14 protein-coding genes are annotated in these 16,331 nt (G+C 59.4%); all 14 read left to right on the forward strand.

What is annotated here, in order from left to right; genetic code table 11:
* Window positions 1–201: 201 nt before the first annotated feature.
* Window positions 202–2,427: an NADP-dependent isocitrate dehydrogenase gene (locus tag PSH97_RS18350; protein WP_305446149.1), complete on the forward strand. Its 2,226-nt coding sequence runs from the start codon at window positions 202–204 to the stop codon at window positions 2,425–2,427.
* Between the two features lie 128 nt (window positions 2,428–2,555).
* The gene (locus PSH97_RS18355; protein ID WP_305446150.1) at window positions 2,556–3,002 is read left to right on the forward strand and encodes an NUDIX hydrolase; all 447 of its coding nucleotides are present in this window, start codon (window positions 2,556–2,558) and stop codon (window positions 3,000–3,002) included.
* 59 nt (window positions 3,003–3,061) lie between these two features.
* Window positions 3,062–4,195, forward strand: a complete 1,134-nt coding sequence (mnmA, locus tag PSH97_RS18360) for a tRNA 2-thiouridine(34) synthase MnmA (RefSeq protein ID WP_305446151.1) — start codon at window positions 3,062–3,064, stop codon at window positions 4,193–4,195.
* Entirely contained in the window at window positions 4,192–4,815 is a 624-nt protein-coding gene (gene hflD, locus PSH97_RS18365; RefSeq protein WP_305446152.1) for a high frequency lysogenization protein HflD, read from the forward strand. The genes mnmA and hflD overlap by 4 nt, the downstream gene beginning before the upstream one ends.
* Window positions 4,816–4,942: 127 nt before the next feature.
* Window positions 4,943–6,313 (forward strand): adenylosuccinate lyase, encoded by a 1,371-nt coding sequence (gene purB, locus PSH97_RS18370; protein WP_020799537.1) that lies wholly within the window; start codon window positions 4,943–4,945, stop codon window positions 6,311–6,313.
* Window positions 6,314–6,399: 86 nt separating this feature from the next.
* On the forward strand, window positions 6,400–7,569 hold the full coding sequence (locus PSH97_RS18375) for a ribosomal protein uL16 3-hydroxylase (RefSeq protein WP_305446153.1): 1,170 nt from the start codon (window positions 6,400–6,402) through the stop codon (window positions 7,567–7,569).
* Window positions 7,562–7,987 carry a GNAT family N-acetyltransferase gene (locus PSH97_RS18380; protein ID WP_305446154.1) on the forward strand — a complete coding sequence of 142 codons (426 nt, stop codon included), beginning with the start codon at window positions 7,562–7,564 and terminating at the stop codon, window positions 7,985–7,987. Before PSH97_RS18375 ends, PSH97_RS18380 begins: the two co-directional genes overlap by 8 nt.
* A gap of 239 nt (window positions 7,988–8,226) precedes the next feature.
* A complete protein-coding gene (locus tag PSH97_RS18385; RefSeq protein WP_305446155.1) occupies window positions 8,227–8,988 on the forward strand; it encodes a secretin N-terminal domain-containing protein in 762 nt (253 codons plus the stop codon).
* A gap of 510 nt (window positions 8,989–9,498) precedes the next feature.
* Entirely contained in the window at window positions 9,499–10,824 is a 1,326-nt protein-coding gene (aceA, locus tag PSH97_RS18390) for an isocitrate lyase (protein WP_305446156.1), read from the forward strand.
* A 648-nt stretch (window positions 10,825–11,472) separates the two neighbouring features.
* Complete coding sequence (locus PSH97_RS18395; protein WP_007905050.1) at window positions 11,473–11,886, forward strand: NADH-quinone oxidoreductase subunit A; 414 nt, start codon at window positions 11,473–11,475, stop codon at window positions 11,884–11,886.
* Between the two features lie 10 nt (window positions 11,887–11,896).
* The gene (locus PSH97_RS18400; protein ID WP_008014893.1) at window positions 11,897–12,571 is read left to right on the forward strand and encodes a NuoB/complex I 20 kDa subunit family protein; all 675 of its coding nucleotides are present in this window, start codon (window positions 11,897–11,899) and stop codon (window positions 12,569–12,571) included.
* 72 nt (window positions 12,572–12,643) lie between these two features.
* Window positions 12,644–14,428 (forward strand): NADH-quinone oxidoreductase subunit C/D, encoded by a 1,785-nt coding sequence (nuoC, locus tag PSH97_RS18405; RefSeq protein WP_305426262.1) that lies wholly within the window; start codon window positions 12,644–12,646, stop codon window positions 14,426–14,428.
* 2 nt (window positions 14,429–14,430) lie between these two features.
* On the forward strand, window positions 14,431–14,928 hold the full coding sequence (gene nuoE, locus PSH97_RS18410; protein WP_007905058.1) for an NADH-quinone oxidoreductase subunit NuoE: 498 nt from the start codon (window positions 14,431–14,433) through the stop codon (window positions 14,926–14,928).
* Entirely contained in the window at window positions 14,925–16,280 is a 1,356-nt protein-coding gene (gene nuoF / locus PSH97_RS18415) for an NADH-quinone oxidoreductase subunit NuoF (RefSeq protein ID WP_007905061.1), read from the forward strand. Before nuoE ends, nuoF begins: the two co-directional genes overlap by 4 nt.
* The last annotated feature ends 51 nt before the right edge of the window (window positions 16,281–16,331 follow it).

A 16,331-nucleotide genomic window follows, 5' to 3' on the forward strand; every position in this document is an offset into this window, starting at 1 on the left:
CCGCTCTATCACAAGACGTTGGGCCCGAATAAGCCGGATTGTTATCGCAGTCCACCCGCTTGACGCTCGACTGATGCACCCAACATCACCGCGAAGAAACCTCGACATTCGGCTCATGGATGACTTTGAACGAACGCGCTTACCCGGCGCCCCTCGAGTTTCTGCGCACGCTTTAGCAAAGAAGAGAGAGTTAATCCGAATATGCCCACCCGCTCGAAGATCATCTATACCTTCACCGACGAAGCCCCAGCCCTCGCCACCTATTCACTGTTGCCTATCGTAGAGGCTTTCACCGCCTCGGCTGATATCGCCGTTGAAACCCGCGATATCTCTCTTGCAGGGCGCATTCTGGCCAGCTTCCCCGAGCAATTGGGTGACAAAGCCGTAGCCGACCACCTCGCCGAACTGGGCGACCTGGCCGTTACGCCTGAAGCCAACATCATCAAGCTGCCGAACATCAGCGCTTCGGTTCCGCAACTGCAGGCCGCGATCAAAGAGCTGCAAGCCCAGGGCTTCGCACTGCCGGACTACCCGGAAACCGTGACCAGCGATGCCGACAAGCTCGCCAAGTCGCGTTACGACAAGATCAAGGGCAGCGCCGTAAACCCGGTCCTGCGCGAAGGCAACTCTGATCGTCGCGCACCACTGTCGGTCAAAAACTACGCGCGCAAGCACCCGCACAAAATGGGCGCCTGGGCCAAAGACTCCAAGTCCCACGTCGCTCACATGAGCACCGGCGATTTCTACGGCAGCGAAAAAGCCGCCCTGATCGACGCTGCTGACGCCGTCAAAATCGAACTGATCGCTCAAGACGGCACCACCACCGTCCTGAAAGAAAAAACCACCGTACAAGCCGGTGAGATCCTCGATTGCGCAGTCATGAGCAAAAACGCGCTGCGCAGCTTCATCGCGGCCGAGATCGAAGACGCCAAAGCCAAAGGCGTGCTGCTGTCGGTTCACCTGAAAGCCACCATGATGAAGGTCTCCGACCCGATCATGTTCGGCCAGATCGTTGCCGAGTTCTATAAAGACGCCCTGGCCAAGCACGCTGACGTGCTGGCACAGATCGGCTTCAACCTGAACAACGGCATCGGCGACCTGTACGCTCGCATCAAAGCCCTCCCGGCTGAGCAACAAGCGCAGATCGAAGCGGACATCCAGGCGGTCTACGCCGCTCGTCCGTCGTTGGCCATGGTCAACTCCGACAAAGGCATCACCAACCTGCACGTGCCGAGCGACGTCATCGTCGACGCCTCGATGCCAGCGATGATCCGTGACTCCGGCAAGATGTGGGGCACCGACGGCCAGCTGCACGACACCAAGGCCGTGATCCCGGATCGCTGCTACGCCACCATCTACCAGGCGGTGATCGAAGACTGCAAGGCAAACGGCGCCTTCGACCCAACCACCATGGGCAGCGTGCCAAACGTTGGCCTGATGGCGAAGAAAGCCGAAGAGTACGGCTCGCACGACAAGACTTTCCAGATCAAGGCAAACGGCGTGGTTCGGGTTTCCGACAGCGCTGGCCGCACCCTGCTGGAACAGTCGGTTGAAGCCGGCGACATCTTCCGCATGTGCCAGACCAAAGACGCGCCGATCCAGGATTGGGTCAAACTGGCCGTCAACCGTGCCCGTGCAAGCGCAACTCCGGCCATTTTCTGGCTGGACCCAATGCGCGCCCACGACGGCGTAGTGATCGAGAAAGTTCAGGCGTACCTGAAGGATCACGACACTTCTGGCCTGGACATCCGCATCATGTCGCCTGTCGACGCGATGAAGTTCACCCTGGACCGCACCCGCGAAGGCAAGGACACCATTTCGGTGACCGGCAACGTACTGCGCGACTACCTGACCGACCTGTTCCCGATCATGGAACTGGGCACCAGCGCCAAGATGCTGTCGATCGTTCCGCTGATGAACGGCGGTGGTCTGTTCGAAACTGGCGCCGGCGGTTCGGCACCGAAGCACGTTCAGCAGCTGCTGGAAGAAAACTTCCTGCGCTGGGATTCCCTGGGCGAGTTCCTGGCTCTGGCTGCTTCCCTCGAGCACCTGGGTGTTACCTACAACAACCCTAAAGCGCTGGTGCTGGCCAAGACCCTGGATCAGGCCACTGGCCAGTTCCTGGACAACAACAAGTCGCCATCGCGCAAAGTCGGCAACATCGACAACCGCGGCAGCCACTTCTACCTGGCGCTGTACTGGGCTCAAGCCCTGGCCGCCCAGACCGAAGACACTGCACTGCAAGCGCAGTTTGGCGAACTGGCCAAAACCCTGACCGAGAACGAAGCGACCATCGTTGCCGAGCTCAACGCCGTTCAGGGCAAGCCAGTGGACATTGGCGGTTACTACCACGCCAATGCCGAGCTGATCAGCAAGGCCATGCGCCCGAGCAACACGTTCAACGCCGCGATCGCTGCGCTGGTTTAAGGTTGTAAGGGAACATCACAAACCCCGGCCATGTGCCGGGGTTTGTGTTTCTGGCGTTCAGACATATTTATCTGTCAGAACCCGACCCACAGGTCTCGTGTTTCAACATTCAGAATCGAGGAAGCTTCATGGATTGGCTACCCCACATCACCGTCGCCACCATCGTCGAAGACAATGGTCGCTTCCTGATGGTCGAAGAACTCAAGCACGGACAAACGGTGCTCAACCAGCCCGCCGGCCATCTGGACCCGGAAGAAACCCTGATCGAAGCCGCCATACGCGAAACCCTTGAAGAAACCGGCTGGGACGTCGAGCCGACCGGCGTGGTAGGCATTTATCTCTACACCGCCCCAAGCAACGGCGTGACCTATCAACGCGTTTGCTTCACCGCCAAAGCGCTGAAACACCACCCGGATTATCAATTGGACGACGGTATTGTCGGCGCAAAATGGCTGACGCGTGACGAACTGCTGCAACAGCGCGCAAACTGGCGCAGTGAGCTGATCATCCGCTGCATCGATGATTATCTGGACGGTAAACACTTCAGCCTCGAGCTGATCCGCCCTTCTCTTTAGCCTTGCAGGCTTGAGCCTGCTAGAATCGCGTCCTTTTTCAAGACACTCATTAAATCCCTATGCGTGATCCAGCCCCTTCTACCACACAAAAGAAGCGCGTCATTGTCGGTATGTCCGGCGGCGTGGACTCTTCCGTTTCCGCTCTCCTGCTGATCGAGCAGGGCTATGAGGTGGAAGGCCTGTTCATGAAGAACTGGGAAGAAGACGATGGAACGGAATACTGCACCGCCATGGATGACCTGGCGGACGCTCAGGCCGTGTGCGACAAGATTGGCATCAAGCTGCACACCGCCAACTTCGCCGCCGAGTACTGGGACAACGTGTTCGAGCATTTCCTGGCCGAGTACAAGGCCGGTCGCACGCCGAACCCGGACATCCTCTGCAACCGCGAAATCAAGTTCAAGGCGTTTCTCGACTACGCCATGATGCTCGGCGCCGACCTGATTGCCACCGGCCACTATGTGCGCCGCCGCGACATCGATGGTCGCACCGAATTGCTCAAGGGCCTGGATCCGAACAAGGACCAGAGCTACTTCCTGCACGCCGTCGGCGGCGAACAGATCGCCAAGACGCTGTTCCCGGTCGGCGAGCTGGAAAAACCCGAAGTCCGTGCGATTGCCGAGAAACACGACCTGGCCACCGCGAAGAAAAAGGATTCCACCGGGATCTGCTTTATCGGCGAACGCCGCTTCAGCGACTTCCTCAAGCAATACCTGCCGGCCCAGCCAGGCGAGATCAAGACCACCGAAGGCGAAGTCATCGGCCGTCACCACGGCTTGATGTACCACACCATCGGCCAGCGTCAGGGCCTGGGCATCGGTGGCCTGAAAGACGCCAGCGACGAGCCGTGGTATGTGCTGATCAAGGATCTGGAACACAACGAACTGATCGTTGGCCAGGGCAATGACCACCCTTATTTGTTCTCCCGCGCCCTGCTCGCCTCGGACATCTATTGGGTCAACCCGATCGACTTGACCGAGCCGCGCAAATTGACCGCCAAGGTGCGTTATCGCCAGAGCGACCAGCCTTGTACGCTGGAAAAGACCGCCACCGGCTACCGCGCGACCTTCGATGACCCGCAACGCGCGGTCACCCCAGGCCAATCCGTGGTGTTCTACGACGGTGAAATCTGCCTCGGCGGCGGCGTGATCGAAGTGGCCGAACCCTGGACCAGCAAGGGCCAGCGTTCATGAGCCCGACTCAGGAGCAACTGACAGCCTTGGGCGGTGTATTTCTCGCCGCCGTGCTGGTCGACAAGATCGCAAAGACCGGCCAGACCAACGAAGCCGGCCTGACCTGCATGCTCGGCAGCCTGCTGATTCGCGACCCCAAGGACACGCTGGAAGTCTATGGCGGTGACGACATCAATCTGCGTGAAGGTTACCGCGCCCTGATCGGCGCCCTGGAGCGCGACCCCAGCACCCTTCAGCGCGAACCGCTGCGCTATGCCCTGTCAATGCTGGGCCTGGAGCGTCAGTTGGCCAAACGTGGCGACATGCTGGACGAGATCGGTAAGCGTCTGCCGCAGATTCAGGCTCAGGTCGAGCACTTCGGCCCGGCCCATGAAAATGTGATCGCCGCCTGTGGCGCGCTGTATCAGGACACCCTGAGCACCCTGCGCCAACGGATTCAGGTGCATGGCGACATGCGCAACCTGCAGCAACCGAGCAATGCCTCGAAGATTCGCGCGCTGTTGCTGGCCGGGATCCGCTCGGCACGCCTGTGGCGGCAGTTGGGTGGTCATCGCTGGCAGTTGGTGATCAGCCGGCGCAAGCTGCTTAAAGAGCTTTACCCGCTGATGCGCAGCAGCTGAACCGGGCCCGCAATACCGCTTTGTAGTCAGTAACGCGTAATACGCCGGTCAGTTGGCAACGGACCGGCGGATTTTTTCATGTATGATACGCGCCCCATTTCGTTGCCCGACTGTCCGAGAACACCCCATGCAGCTCTCTTCGCTCACTGCGGTTTCCCCTGTTGACGGCCGCTACGCCGGCAAAACCCAGGCCCTGCGCCCAATTTTCAGCGAATACGGTCTGATCCGTGCTCGCGTTCTGGTTGAAGTGCGCTGGCTCCAGCGCCTGGCCGCTCACCCTGCCATCAGCGAAGTGCCGGCGTTCTCCGCCGAAGCCAATGCGGTGTTGAACACCCTGGCGGAAAACTTCTCTCTGGAGCACGCCGAGCGTGTCAAAGAGATCGAGCGCACCACCAACCACGACGTCAAAGCCATTGAGTACCTGCTCAAAGAGCAAGCGGCCAAGTTGCCGGAACTGGCTGCCGTCAGCGAATTCATCCACTTTGCCTGCACCAGCGAGGACATCAACAACCTGTCCCACGCCCTGATGCTGCGCGAAGGCCGTGATGACGTGATGCTGCCGCTGATGCGCCAGACTGCCGAAGCCATTCGCGAGCTGGCCATCCGCTTCGCTGACGTGCCGATGCTGTCGCGCACCCACGGTCAACCGGCATCGCCGACCACCCTGGGCAAAGAGCTGGCGAACGTGGTTTATCGTCTGGAGCGCCAAATCGCTCAAGTCGCCGCCGTTCCGCTACTGGGCAAGATCAACGGTGCTGTCGGCAACTACAACGCTCACCTGTCGGCCTACCCTGAGATCGACTGGGAAGCCAACGCCCGCGCCTTCATCGAAGACGAGCTGGGCCTGGGCTTCAACCCGTACACCACGCAGATCGAACCGCACGACTACATCGCCGAGCTGTTCGACGCGATCGCACGCTTCAACACCATCCTGATCGACTTCGACCGCGACATCTGGGGCTACATCTCTCTGGGTTATTTCAAACAGCGCACCATCGCTGGCGAAATCGGTTCGTCGACCATGCCGCACAAGGTCAACCCGATCGACTTCGAAAACTCCGAAGGCAACCTGGGCATCGCCAACGCACTGTTCCAGCACCTGGCGAGCAAGCTGCCGATCTCCCGCTGGCAGCGTGACCTGACCGACTCCACCGTACTGCGCAACCTCGGTGTCGGCTTCGCCCACAGCGTGATCGCGTACGAAGCCAGCCTCAAAGGCATCAGCAAGCTGGAGCTCAACGAGCAGAAGATTGCCGCTGACCTGGACGCGTGCTGGGAAGTGTTGGCCGAGCCGATCCAGACCGTGATGCGCCGCTACAACATCGAAAACCCGTACGAAAAGCTGAAAGAACTGACTCGCGGCAAGGGCATCAGCCCTGAAGCGCTGCAGACTTTCATCGACGGCCTGGACATGCCAGCCGCCGCCAAGGCCGAGCTGAAACTGCTCACCCCGGCAAACTACATCGGCAACGCCGTGGCGCAAGCCAAACGCATCTGATCGACCGCTCTACCCGTTTGAGACGCCCGGCAGCGCCGGGCGTTTTTATTCCCGTCTGAAAAGTGCTTTTTTTCAATAGGTTACACATGAATCCTGACATTCCTCTTCAACTTCTGGGCGGCATCACGGCGCGCGAATTCTTGCGTGACTACTGGCAGAAAAAACCCCTGCTGATCCGCCAGGCGATTCCTGATTTCGAAAGCCCGATTGACGCCGACGAACTGGCCGGCCTGGCGCTGGAAGAAGAAGTCGAATCGCGCCTGGTGATCGAGCACGGCGAGCGCCCTTGGGAATTGCGCCGCGGCCCGTTCGCTGAAGACGAATTCAGCAAATTGCCGGAACGCGAATGGACTCTGCTGGTGCAAGCCGTCGACCAATTCGTGCCGGAAGTCGCTGAGCTGCTGGAAAACTTCCGCTTTCTGCCGAGCTGGCGTGTCGACGATGTGATGATCAGCTTTGCCGCCCCCGGTGGCAGTGTTGGCCCGCACTTCGACAACTACGATGTGTTCCTGCTGCAGGGTCACGGCAAGCGCAACTGGAAAATCGGCCAGATGTGCGATTCCGAGAGCCCGTTGCTGCAACACGCCGACCTGCGCATCCTCGCTGATTTCGAAGCCACCGATGAGTGGGTACTGGAACCAGGCGACATGCTCTACCTGCCGCCGCGCCTGGCTCACTGCGGCGTGGCCGTCGACGACTGCATGACTTACTCGGTCGGTTTCCGCGCGCCGAGCGCCGCTGAAGTGCTGACCCACTTCACCGACTTCCTCAGCCAGTTCCTGTCGGACGAAGAGCGTTACACCGACGCCGACGCCCTGCCAGCGGCCGATCCTCATCAGATCCAGCACGACGCCCTCGATCGCCTGAAAAGCCTGCTGGCCGAGCACATGAGCGACGAGCGCCTGCTGCTGACCTGGTTCGGCCAGTTCATGACCGAGCCGCGCTACCCGGAACTCGTGGTTGGCCCGGAAGAAATCGAAGAAGACGATCTGCTCGCCAGCCTCGAGCAAGGCGCGGTGCTGATCCGCAACCCGAGCGCGCGCCTGGCCTGGTCGGAAGTTGATGACGATCTGCTGCTGTTTGCCAGCGGTCAGAGCCGTTATCTGCCGGGCAAACTGCGCGAGCTGCTGAAGATGATCTGCGCCGCCGATGCACTGCACGTCGATAATCTCGGCGATTGGCTGAGCGATGAAGACGGCCGCGGCCTGCTGTGTGAACTGATCAAGCAGGGAAGCCTGGGGTTTGCCGATGAATAAAATTCACGTTCGTGTCGCAGACTGGCAAAAGGATAACGCCGAGATCCGGCGCATTCGTGAGACGGTATTCATCGCCGAGCAATCCATTCCGCCTGAGCTGGAATGGGATGCTGATGACGCAACGGCAGTCCACTTTCTGGCCTTTGAAGGCGACTTCCCGATCGGCACCGCTCGGCTGTTGCCCGATGGTCACATTGGCCGGGTGTCGGTGCTGAAGGACTGGCGCGGCTTGAAAGTCGGCGATGCGCTGATGCAAGCGGTGATCGGTGAGGCCGAGGAGCGCGGACTGAAGCAGCAGATGCTGAGCGCACAAGTGCAGGCCACGGCGTTCTATGAGCGCTTGGGCTTCAGCATGGTCAGTGAGGAATTCCTGGAAGCCGGGATTCCGCATGTGGACATGGTGCGTCATTCGGCTTAATACCCTGTAACTGATCGTTCCCACGCTCTGCGTGGGAATGCCTCTCGGGACGCTCCGCTTCCCTTTGCGGCAGTGACGCGGAGCGTCACAGGCTGCATTCCCACGCGGAGCGTGGGAACGATCACAAAACGCCCCGCCATCCCCGGATGCCGGGGCGTTTTGCTGTCTGTGATTCAACTCGCACCACGCCGGGCCGACAAACTGGCAATATCAACACTTTGAAGGCGGAGATAACGGATATGTCCCTACGCACCCTGCTCACCACGCTGCTGCTGACCTGCAGTTTTTCGGTCATGGCCGCCACCGAGATCGTGCCCCTGAACTATCGCACCAGCGCCGACTTGCTGCCGGTGGCGCAGAATTTCATCGGCAACGAGGGCAAGGTCAGCGCCTATGGCAATCAGTTGATCGTCAACGCAGAACAGCGCAAGATCGACGAACTTAAGGCCGTGATCGGCCAACTCGATGTGGCCGCCAAACGCTTGCTGATCACCGTCGACACCAACGAAAACAATTTCCAGGGTGATCAGGGGTATTCGGTGAACGGTGCCAAGCCGAACCAGACTCGCATCATCAACCGCAGCACCGACAGCCGTGACGGCGGTATCCAGCAGGTTCAGGCCAGCGAAGGTACACCGGCGCTGATCCAGGTCGGCCAGAGCGTGCCGCTCACCAGCACCCAGACTGACAGCTATGGCGACCTGCGCAGCCAGACCGAATACCGCAATGTCACCCAGGGCTTCTACGTCACCGCCAGCGTCACCGGCGACATCGTTCATCTGGCAATCAGTACTAACCGTGACCGGATGAGCCAGGAACGTCCCGATGTAGTGAACGTGCAAAGTACCGACACAACGGTCAGCGGTCGACTGGGCGAGTGGATCACCCTGGCCGGCGTAAATCGCCAGACTCAGGCCGACAAACAGGGCCTGACCCGCAGCTACTCGACTCAGGGCCGGGATGACATGACTCTGCGGGTGAAAGTCGATACGTTGGACTAAAGCACCAAAAACTGACTGATTAGTCGTATTAGACCAAAGATGTAGTGCTATAAAAAAAGCACTACAAAACGTTTGACGAGCCAAAAAAGCAAAGGCATGATGGCCTCGCTCCCGCTAATCAGAGGCCCTGGCAAGGGCTTTCGAGTTGTTGTTCGCACCTACCCCGCGAGCCGATTCGTGTCTGTACCGCCCACAAGGTGTGTTTGACGAGGTTGCCGACTGGAACGAAGTTGTCCCGAGGGACGGAAGCGTATTAGGTAACCCGGCTGCACACTGAAGTTCGCACCAAGGCCCACGACGCCCGAATGCGCTCGCCAGTTCGCCCTTACCTGCTCACTTCCCCCCCGAGCCCATCGTTCATCCCGTCGCCTTCCCCGCCGAACCCGACTTGACCGCCTAAGCTTCTGGTCAGCGAGCAGCCTTTTACGCCCCTTTGAAATGCGTACTTGGCACGCAGGAACTGTCCACCCAGAACCACTTTCGATTAAAGACGCGACGAGGTTTATCTCCATGGCACTGACACGCGAACAGCAAATTGCAGCCCTCGAAAAAGATTGGGCTGAAAACCCGCGCTGGAAAGGCGTGACACGCAATTACTCCGCTGCTGACGTCGTCCGTCTGCGTGGCTCGGTTCAACCTGAGCACACCTTTGCAAAAATGGGCGCCGACAAGCTTTGGAACCTGGTCACCCAGGGTGCCAAGCCGTCCTTCCGTCCCGAGAAAGATTTCGTCAACTGCATGGGCGCCCTGACCGGCGGCCAGGCTGTACAACAAGTCAAAGCCGGTATCCAGGCGATCTACCTGTCGGGCTGGCAAGTGGCTGCGGACAACAACTCCGCCGAATCGATGTACCCGGACCAGTCGCTGTACCCGGTGGATTCGGTTCCGACCGTGGTCAAGCGCATCAACAACTCGTTCCGTCGCGCTGACCAGATCCAGTGGAAAGCCGGCAAGAACCCGGGCGACGAAGGTTACATCGACTACTTCGCACCGATCGTGGCTGACGCTGAAGCCGGCTTCGGTGGCGTACTGAACGCTTACGAGCTGATGAAGAGCATGATCGAAGCAGGCGCCGCCGGCGTTCACTTCGAAGACCAACTGGCTTCCGTGAAAAAATGCGGCCACATGGGCGGCAAGGTACTGGTTCCGACCCAGGAAGCCGTGCAGAAGCTGACCGCTGCTCGTCTGGCAGCTGACGTTGCTGGTACACCGACCATCATCCTGGCCCGTACCGACGCTAACGCAGCCGATTTGCTGACGTCCGACTGCGACCCGTACGACCAGCCATTCGTGACTGGCGAACGTACTCAGGAAGGCTTCTACAAAGTGCGCGCCGGTCTCGACCAGGCCATCGCTCGCGGCCTGGCCTACGCACCGTTCGCCGACCTGATCTGGTGCGAAACCGCCAAGCCGGATCTGGACGAGGCTCGCCGCTTCGCTGAAGCGATCAAAAAGGAATACCCGGACCAACTGCTGTCGTACAACTGCTCGCCTTCCTTCAACTGGAAGAAAAACCTGGACGACGCGACCATCGCCAAGTTCCAGCGCGAACTGTCCGCCATGGGTTACAAGCACCAGTTCATCACCCTGGCCGGCATTCACAACATGTGGCACAGCATGTTCAACCTGGCGCACGACTACGCCCGCAACGACATGACTGCTTACGTGAAGCTGCAAGAGCAAGAGTTCGCCGACGCCCCCAAGGGTTACACCTTCGTGGCTCACCAGCAGGAAGTGGGCACCGGCTACTTCGACGACATGACCACCGTGATTCAAGGTGGCACGTCCTCGGTGACCGCGCTGACTGGTTCGACCGAAGAAGAACAGTTCCACTGATCTGCTTCGCTTAAGCAAACGGCCCTTGCGGACCGAATAGAAAGCTAACCGCAAAGCCGCTCATCTGACGCCCCGACTGGTTCGGGGCGTTTTTTTGCCTGCGATTTAACAACCCCGCAAAACCCTGTGGGAGCGGGCTTGCCCGCGATGGCGACCTTTCAGCCAACATCTGCAGCGTCTGACACACCGACATCGCGGGCAAGCCCGGCTCCCACAGGGAATGAGTCAACCCACAAAATCCAGACAAAAACATTGATCCAGAGCGGTGTCGCGATCAGAAAAAGAGGGTAAAACGGAGGTGCCTGCTACTTGCAGTAACGCGCATATAAGACAACTTCCCAGCCACTCACCTGTTAAACAGTTTGAAAACCATGCCAAACAATATTGATTATCATTTAGCGACAACTATGTTCGTTACATTCCCTACAAAACATATTTGACAAAACCCCCGCTAATGCCCGAGCCGCATGGGTTACAGGGCTTTGGAGGCATGCTATGTCCTTATTCTTGTAAATAATTTCGCCATCTGAATTTTACTTGCTCGGTGTTTAGCCATAAAATCACCGCGATTGATTGCTGCGACATATCGTCACTGCTTTGTTTCTTTTCAAGCTCAGAGACCTTTGCTCTCTGTTAAGGATTACCAGCATGCCCGAAGCGACCGGACTCATGGCCCACAACTGGGGCTTTGCCATTTTCCTTCTGGGTGTTGGCGGCCTTTGCGCCTTCATGCTCGGCGTCTCCAGCCTCCTCGGGTCAAAAGCCTGGGGCCGCAGCAAAAACGAACCGTTCGAGTCCGGCATGCTACCTACAGGTGGCGCCCGCTTGCGGCTCTCAGCCAAATTCTATCTGGTCGCGATGCTCTTCGTGATCTTCGATATCGAAGCCCTATTTCTCTTTGCCTGGTCTGTGTCCGTCCGCGAAAGCGGCTGGACCGGATTCGTCGAAGCTCTCGTTTTCATAGCAATTCTGTTGGCAGGTCTTGTCTACCTATTCCGAGTGGGCGCCCTTGACTGGGCTCCGGAAGCTCGTCGTAAGCGGCAAGCGAAGCTGAAACAATGAGGCTTTGGCAATGCAATACAATCTCACCAGGATCGACCCCGATGCTCCTAACGAGCAGTATCCGATTGGCAAACGGGAAACCGTTTCCGATCCGTTAGAGGATCAAGTTCACAAAAACATTTTCATGGGCAAGCTCGAAGACGTGCTCAACGGCACGATCAACTGGGGGCGCAAGAACTCCCTGTGGCCGTATAACTTCGGTCTTTCGTGCTGCTACGTGGAAATGACCACCGCCTTCACGGCGCCCCACGACATCGCGCGCTTTGGCGCCGAGGTTATCCGGGCATCGCCGCGTCAGGCGGATTTCATGGTTATCGCCGGTACCTGCTTCATCAAGATGGCGCCGATCATTCAGCGTCTCTACGAGCAAATGCTCGAGCCTAAATGGGTCATCTCCATGGGTTCGTGCGCCAACTCCGGTGGCATGTACGACATCTACTCCGTCGTTCAAGGGGTGGACAAGTTCCTGCCCGTGGACGTCTACGTGCCTGGCTGCCCACCCCGCCCTGAAGCTTTTCTGCAAGGCTTGATGCTGTTGCAGGAGTCGATTGGCCAGGAGCGTCGCCCACTTTCCTGGGTCGTTGGCGATCAAGGCGTTTACCGCGCCGAGATGCCTTCGCAAAAGGAACAGCGCCGCGAACAGCGTATTCAGGTAACCAACCTGCGCAGCCCCGACGAAGTCTGATCCAGATCTGTTCTTACAAAGAAACGAGAAACTGGCTTCATTCTTTACGTTGACCGAAAGCGATAAATAACCATGACTACAGGCAGTGCTCTGTACATCCCGCCTTATAAGGCAGACGACCAGGATGTGGTCGTCGAACTGAACAATCGTTTTGGCCCGGAGGCGTTCAGCGCCCAGCCGACCCGCACCGGCATGCCGGTGCTTTGGGTTGCCCGCGCCAAACTCGTCGAAGTCCTGACTTTCCTGCGCAACCTGCCCAAGCCGTACGTCATGCTCTATGACCTGCACGGCGTGGACGAGCGTCTGCGCACCAAGCGTCAAGGGCTGCCAAGCGGCGCCGACTTCACTGTGTTCTATCACTTGATGTCGATCGAACGTAATAGTGACGTAATGATCAAGGTCGCCTTGTCCGAGAGCGACCTCAACCTGCCGAGCGTCACCAGCATCTGGCCGAACGCCAACTGGTACGAGCGTGAAGTGTGGGACATGTACGGCATCCACTTTGCCGGTCACCCGCACCTGACCCGTATCATGATGCCGCCCACCTGGGAAGGTCACCCGCTGCGCAAGGACTTCCCGGCCCGTGCCACCGAGTTCGACCCGTTCAGCCTGACCCTGGCCAAGCAACAGCTCGAGGAAGAAGCCGCGCGCTTCAAGCCTGAAGACTGGGGCATGAAGCGTTCCGGGCCGAACGAGGACTACATGTTCCTCAACCTGGGTCCCAACCACCCTTCGGCGCACGGTGCGTTCCGTATCATCCTGCAGCTGGACGGTGAAGAGATCGTCGACTGCGTGCCGGACGTCGGTTACCACCACCGTGGTGCCGAGAAGATGGCCGAGCGTCAGTCCTGGCACAGCTTCATTCCGTACACCGACCGTATCGACTACCTCGGCGGCGTGATGAACAACCTGCCGTACGTGCTCTCGGTCGAGAAGCTGGCCGGCATCAAGGTGCCCGAGAAGGTCGACGTCATCCGCATCATGATGGCCGAGTTCTTCCGGATCACCAGCCACTTGCTGTTCCTGGGGACTTACATCCAGGACGTCGGCGCCATGACCCCGGTGTTCTTCACTTTCACCGACCGTCAGAAGGCGTACACGGTGATCGAAGCCATCACCGGTTTCCGTCTGCACCCGGCCTGGTACCGCATCGGTGGCGTCGCCCACGACCTGCCGCGCGGCTGGGAAAAACTGGTCAAGGATTTCGTCGAGTGGATGCCAAAGCGTCTGGACGAATACCAGAAAGCCGCACTGGACAACAGCATCCTGCGTGGCCGGACCATCGGCGTCGCCGCCTACAACACCAAAGAAGCCCTGGAATGGGGCGTCACCGGTGCCGGCCTGCGTTCGACCGGTTGCGATTTCGACCTGCGTAAGGCTCGCCCTTACTCCGGCTACGAGAACTTCGAATTCGAAATCCCGTTGGCGGCCAATGGCGATGCCTACGACCGTTGCATCGTTCGCGTCGAAGAAATGCGCCAGAGCATCAAGATCATCGAGCAGTGCATGCGCAACATGCCAGAAGGCCCGTACAAGGCGGATCACCCGCTGACCACGCCGCCGCCCAAAGAGCGCACGCTGCAGCACATCGAGACCCTGATCACGCACTTCCTGCAAGTTTCGTGGGGCCCGGTCATGCCGGCCAACGAATCCTTCCAGATGATCGAAGCGACCAAGGGCATCAACAGTTATTACCTGACGAGCGATGGCGGCACCATGAGCTACCGCACCCGGATTCGCACTCCAAGCTTCCCGCACCTGCAGCAGATCCCTTCGGTGATCAAAGGCAGCATGGTCGCGGACTTGATCGCGTACCTGGGTAGTATCGATTTCGTTATGGCCGACGTGGACCGTTAAGCATGAACAGCACGCTTATCCTGACAGACCGTTTCGCCCTGAGCGAAACCGAGCGCTCGGCCATCGAGCACGAGCTGCATCACTACGAAGACCCGCGCGCGGCGTCGATCGAAGCCCTGAAGATCGTCCAGAAGGAACGTGGCTGGGTGCCTGACGGCGCGCTCTACGCCATCGGCGAGATCCTCGGCATCCCGGCCAGCGACGTTGAAGGGGTGGCGACGTTCTACAGCCAGATCTTCCGTCAGCCCGTGGGCCGTCACATCATTCGCGTCTGCGACAGCATGGTCTGCTACATCGGCGGCCACGAGTCAGTGGTCAGCGAAATCCAGAGCAAGCTGGGCATCGGCCTGGGTCAGACCACCGCCGACGGTCGTTTCACCCTGCTGCCAGTCTGCTGCCTCGGCAACTGCGACAAGGCGCCGGCGCTGATGATCGACGACGACACGTTCGGTGATGTGCAGCCTGCCGGCGTTGCCAAATTGCTCGAGGGCTACGTATGACCCTGACTTCTTTTGGTCCAGCCAACCGCATCAAGCGTTCGGCCGAGACTCACCCGCTCACCTGGCGTCTGCGTGATGACGGCGAAGCCGTATGGCTCGACGAATACCAGGCCAAGAACGGTTACGCCGCTGCGCGCAAGGCCTTCGCCGACATGGCCCAGGACGACATCGTCCAGACCGTGAAAGATTCCGGCCTCAAGGGCCGCGGCGGTGCAGGCTTCCCCACGGGCGTGAAGTGGGGCCTGATGCCCAAGGACGAATCCATCAACATCCGCTACCTGCTGTGCAACGCGGATGAAATGGAGCCGAACACCTGGAAAGACCGCATGCTGATGGAGCAACTGCCCCATCTGCTGATCGAAGGCATGCTGATCAGTGCTCGCGCGCTGAAAACCTACCGTGGCTACATCTTCCTGCGTGGCGAATACACCACCGCCGCCAAGCATCTGAACCGTGCCGTGGAAGAAGCCAAGGCAGCAGGCCTGCTGGGTAAAAACATCCTGGGCAGCGGCTTCGATTTCGAGCTGTTCGTGCACACCGGCGCCGGGCGTTACATCTGCGGTGAAGAAACCGCACTGATCAACTCCCTCGAAGGCCGCCGCGCCAACCCGCGCTCCAAGCCGCCCTTCCCTGCCGCCGTAGGCGTGTGGGGCAAGCCGACTTGCGTGAACAACGTCGAAACCCTGTGCAACGTGCCGGCGATCATTGCCGACGGCGTGGACTGGTACAAATCGTTGGCCCGCGAAGGCAGCGAAGACATGGGCACCAAGCTCATGGGCTTCTCCGGCAAGGTCAAGAACCCTGGCCTGTGGGAATTGCCGTTCGGCGTCACCGGTCGCGAGCTGTTCGAAGACTACGCCGGCGGCATGCGCGACGGTTACAAGCTCAAGTGCTGGCAGCCAGGCGGCGCCGGTACCGGTTTCCTGTTGCCGGAACACCTGGACGCACAAATGTACGCCGGCGGCATCGCCAAAGTGGGCACCCGCATGGGTACCGGCCTGGCCATGGCGGTGGACGACAGCGTCAACATGGTGTCCTTGCTGCGCAATATGGAAGAGTTCTTCTCCCGTGAATCCTGCGGCTTCTGCACCCCATGCCGTGACGGTCTGCCGTGGAGCGTCAAGCTGTTGCGCGCGATCGAGAATGGTGAAGGGCAAGCCGGCGATATCGAGACCCTGCTGGGTCTGGTCGGTTTCCTCGGCCCGGGCAAGACCTTCTGTGCACACGCACCGGGTGCCGTGGAGCCGTTGGGCAGCGCCATCAAATACTTCCGTCCAGAGTTCGAAGCCGGCATCGCGCCCACCAGCGCCGTCGTCCCGCCTCTGGCAAAGCCGATCGTAGTCGGCGCGTAAACGCTTAAAAAGGCGAAGGGTCCGTGCCCTTCGTCTTCTCGTGTGATGACG

This window comes from Pseudomonas cucumis, from assembly GCF_030687935.1.
GTDB classification, from domain to species: domain Bacteria; phylum Pseudomonadota; class Gammaproteobacteria; order Pseudomonadales; family Pseudomonadaceae; genus Aquipseudomonas; species Aquipseudomonas cucumis.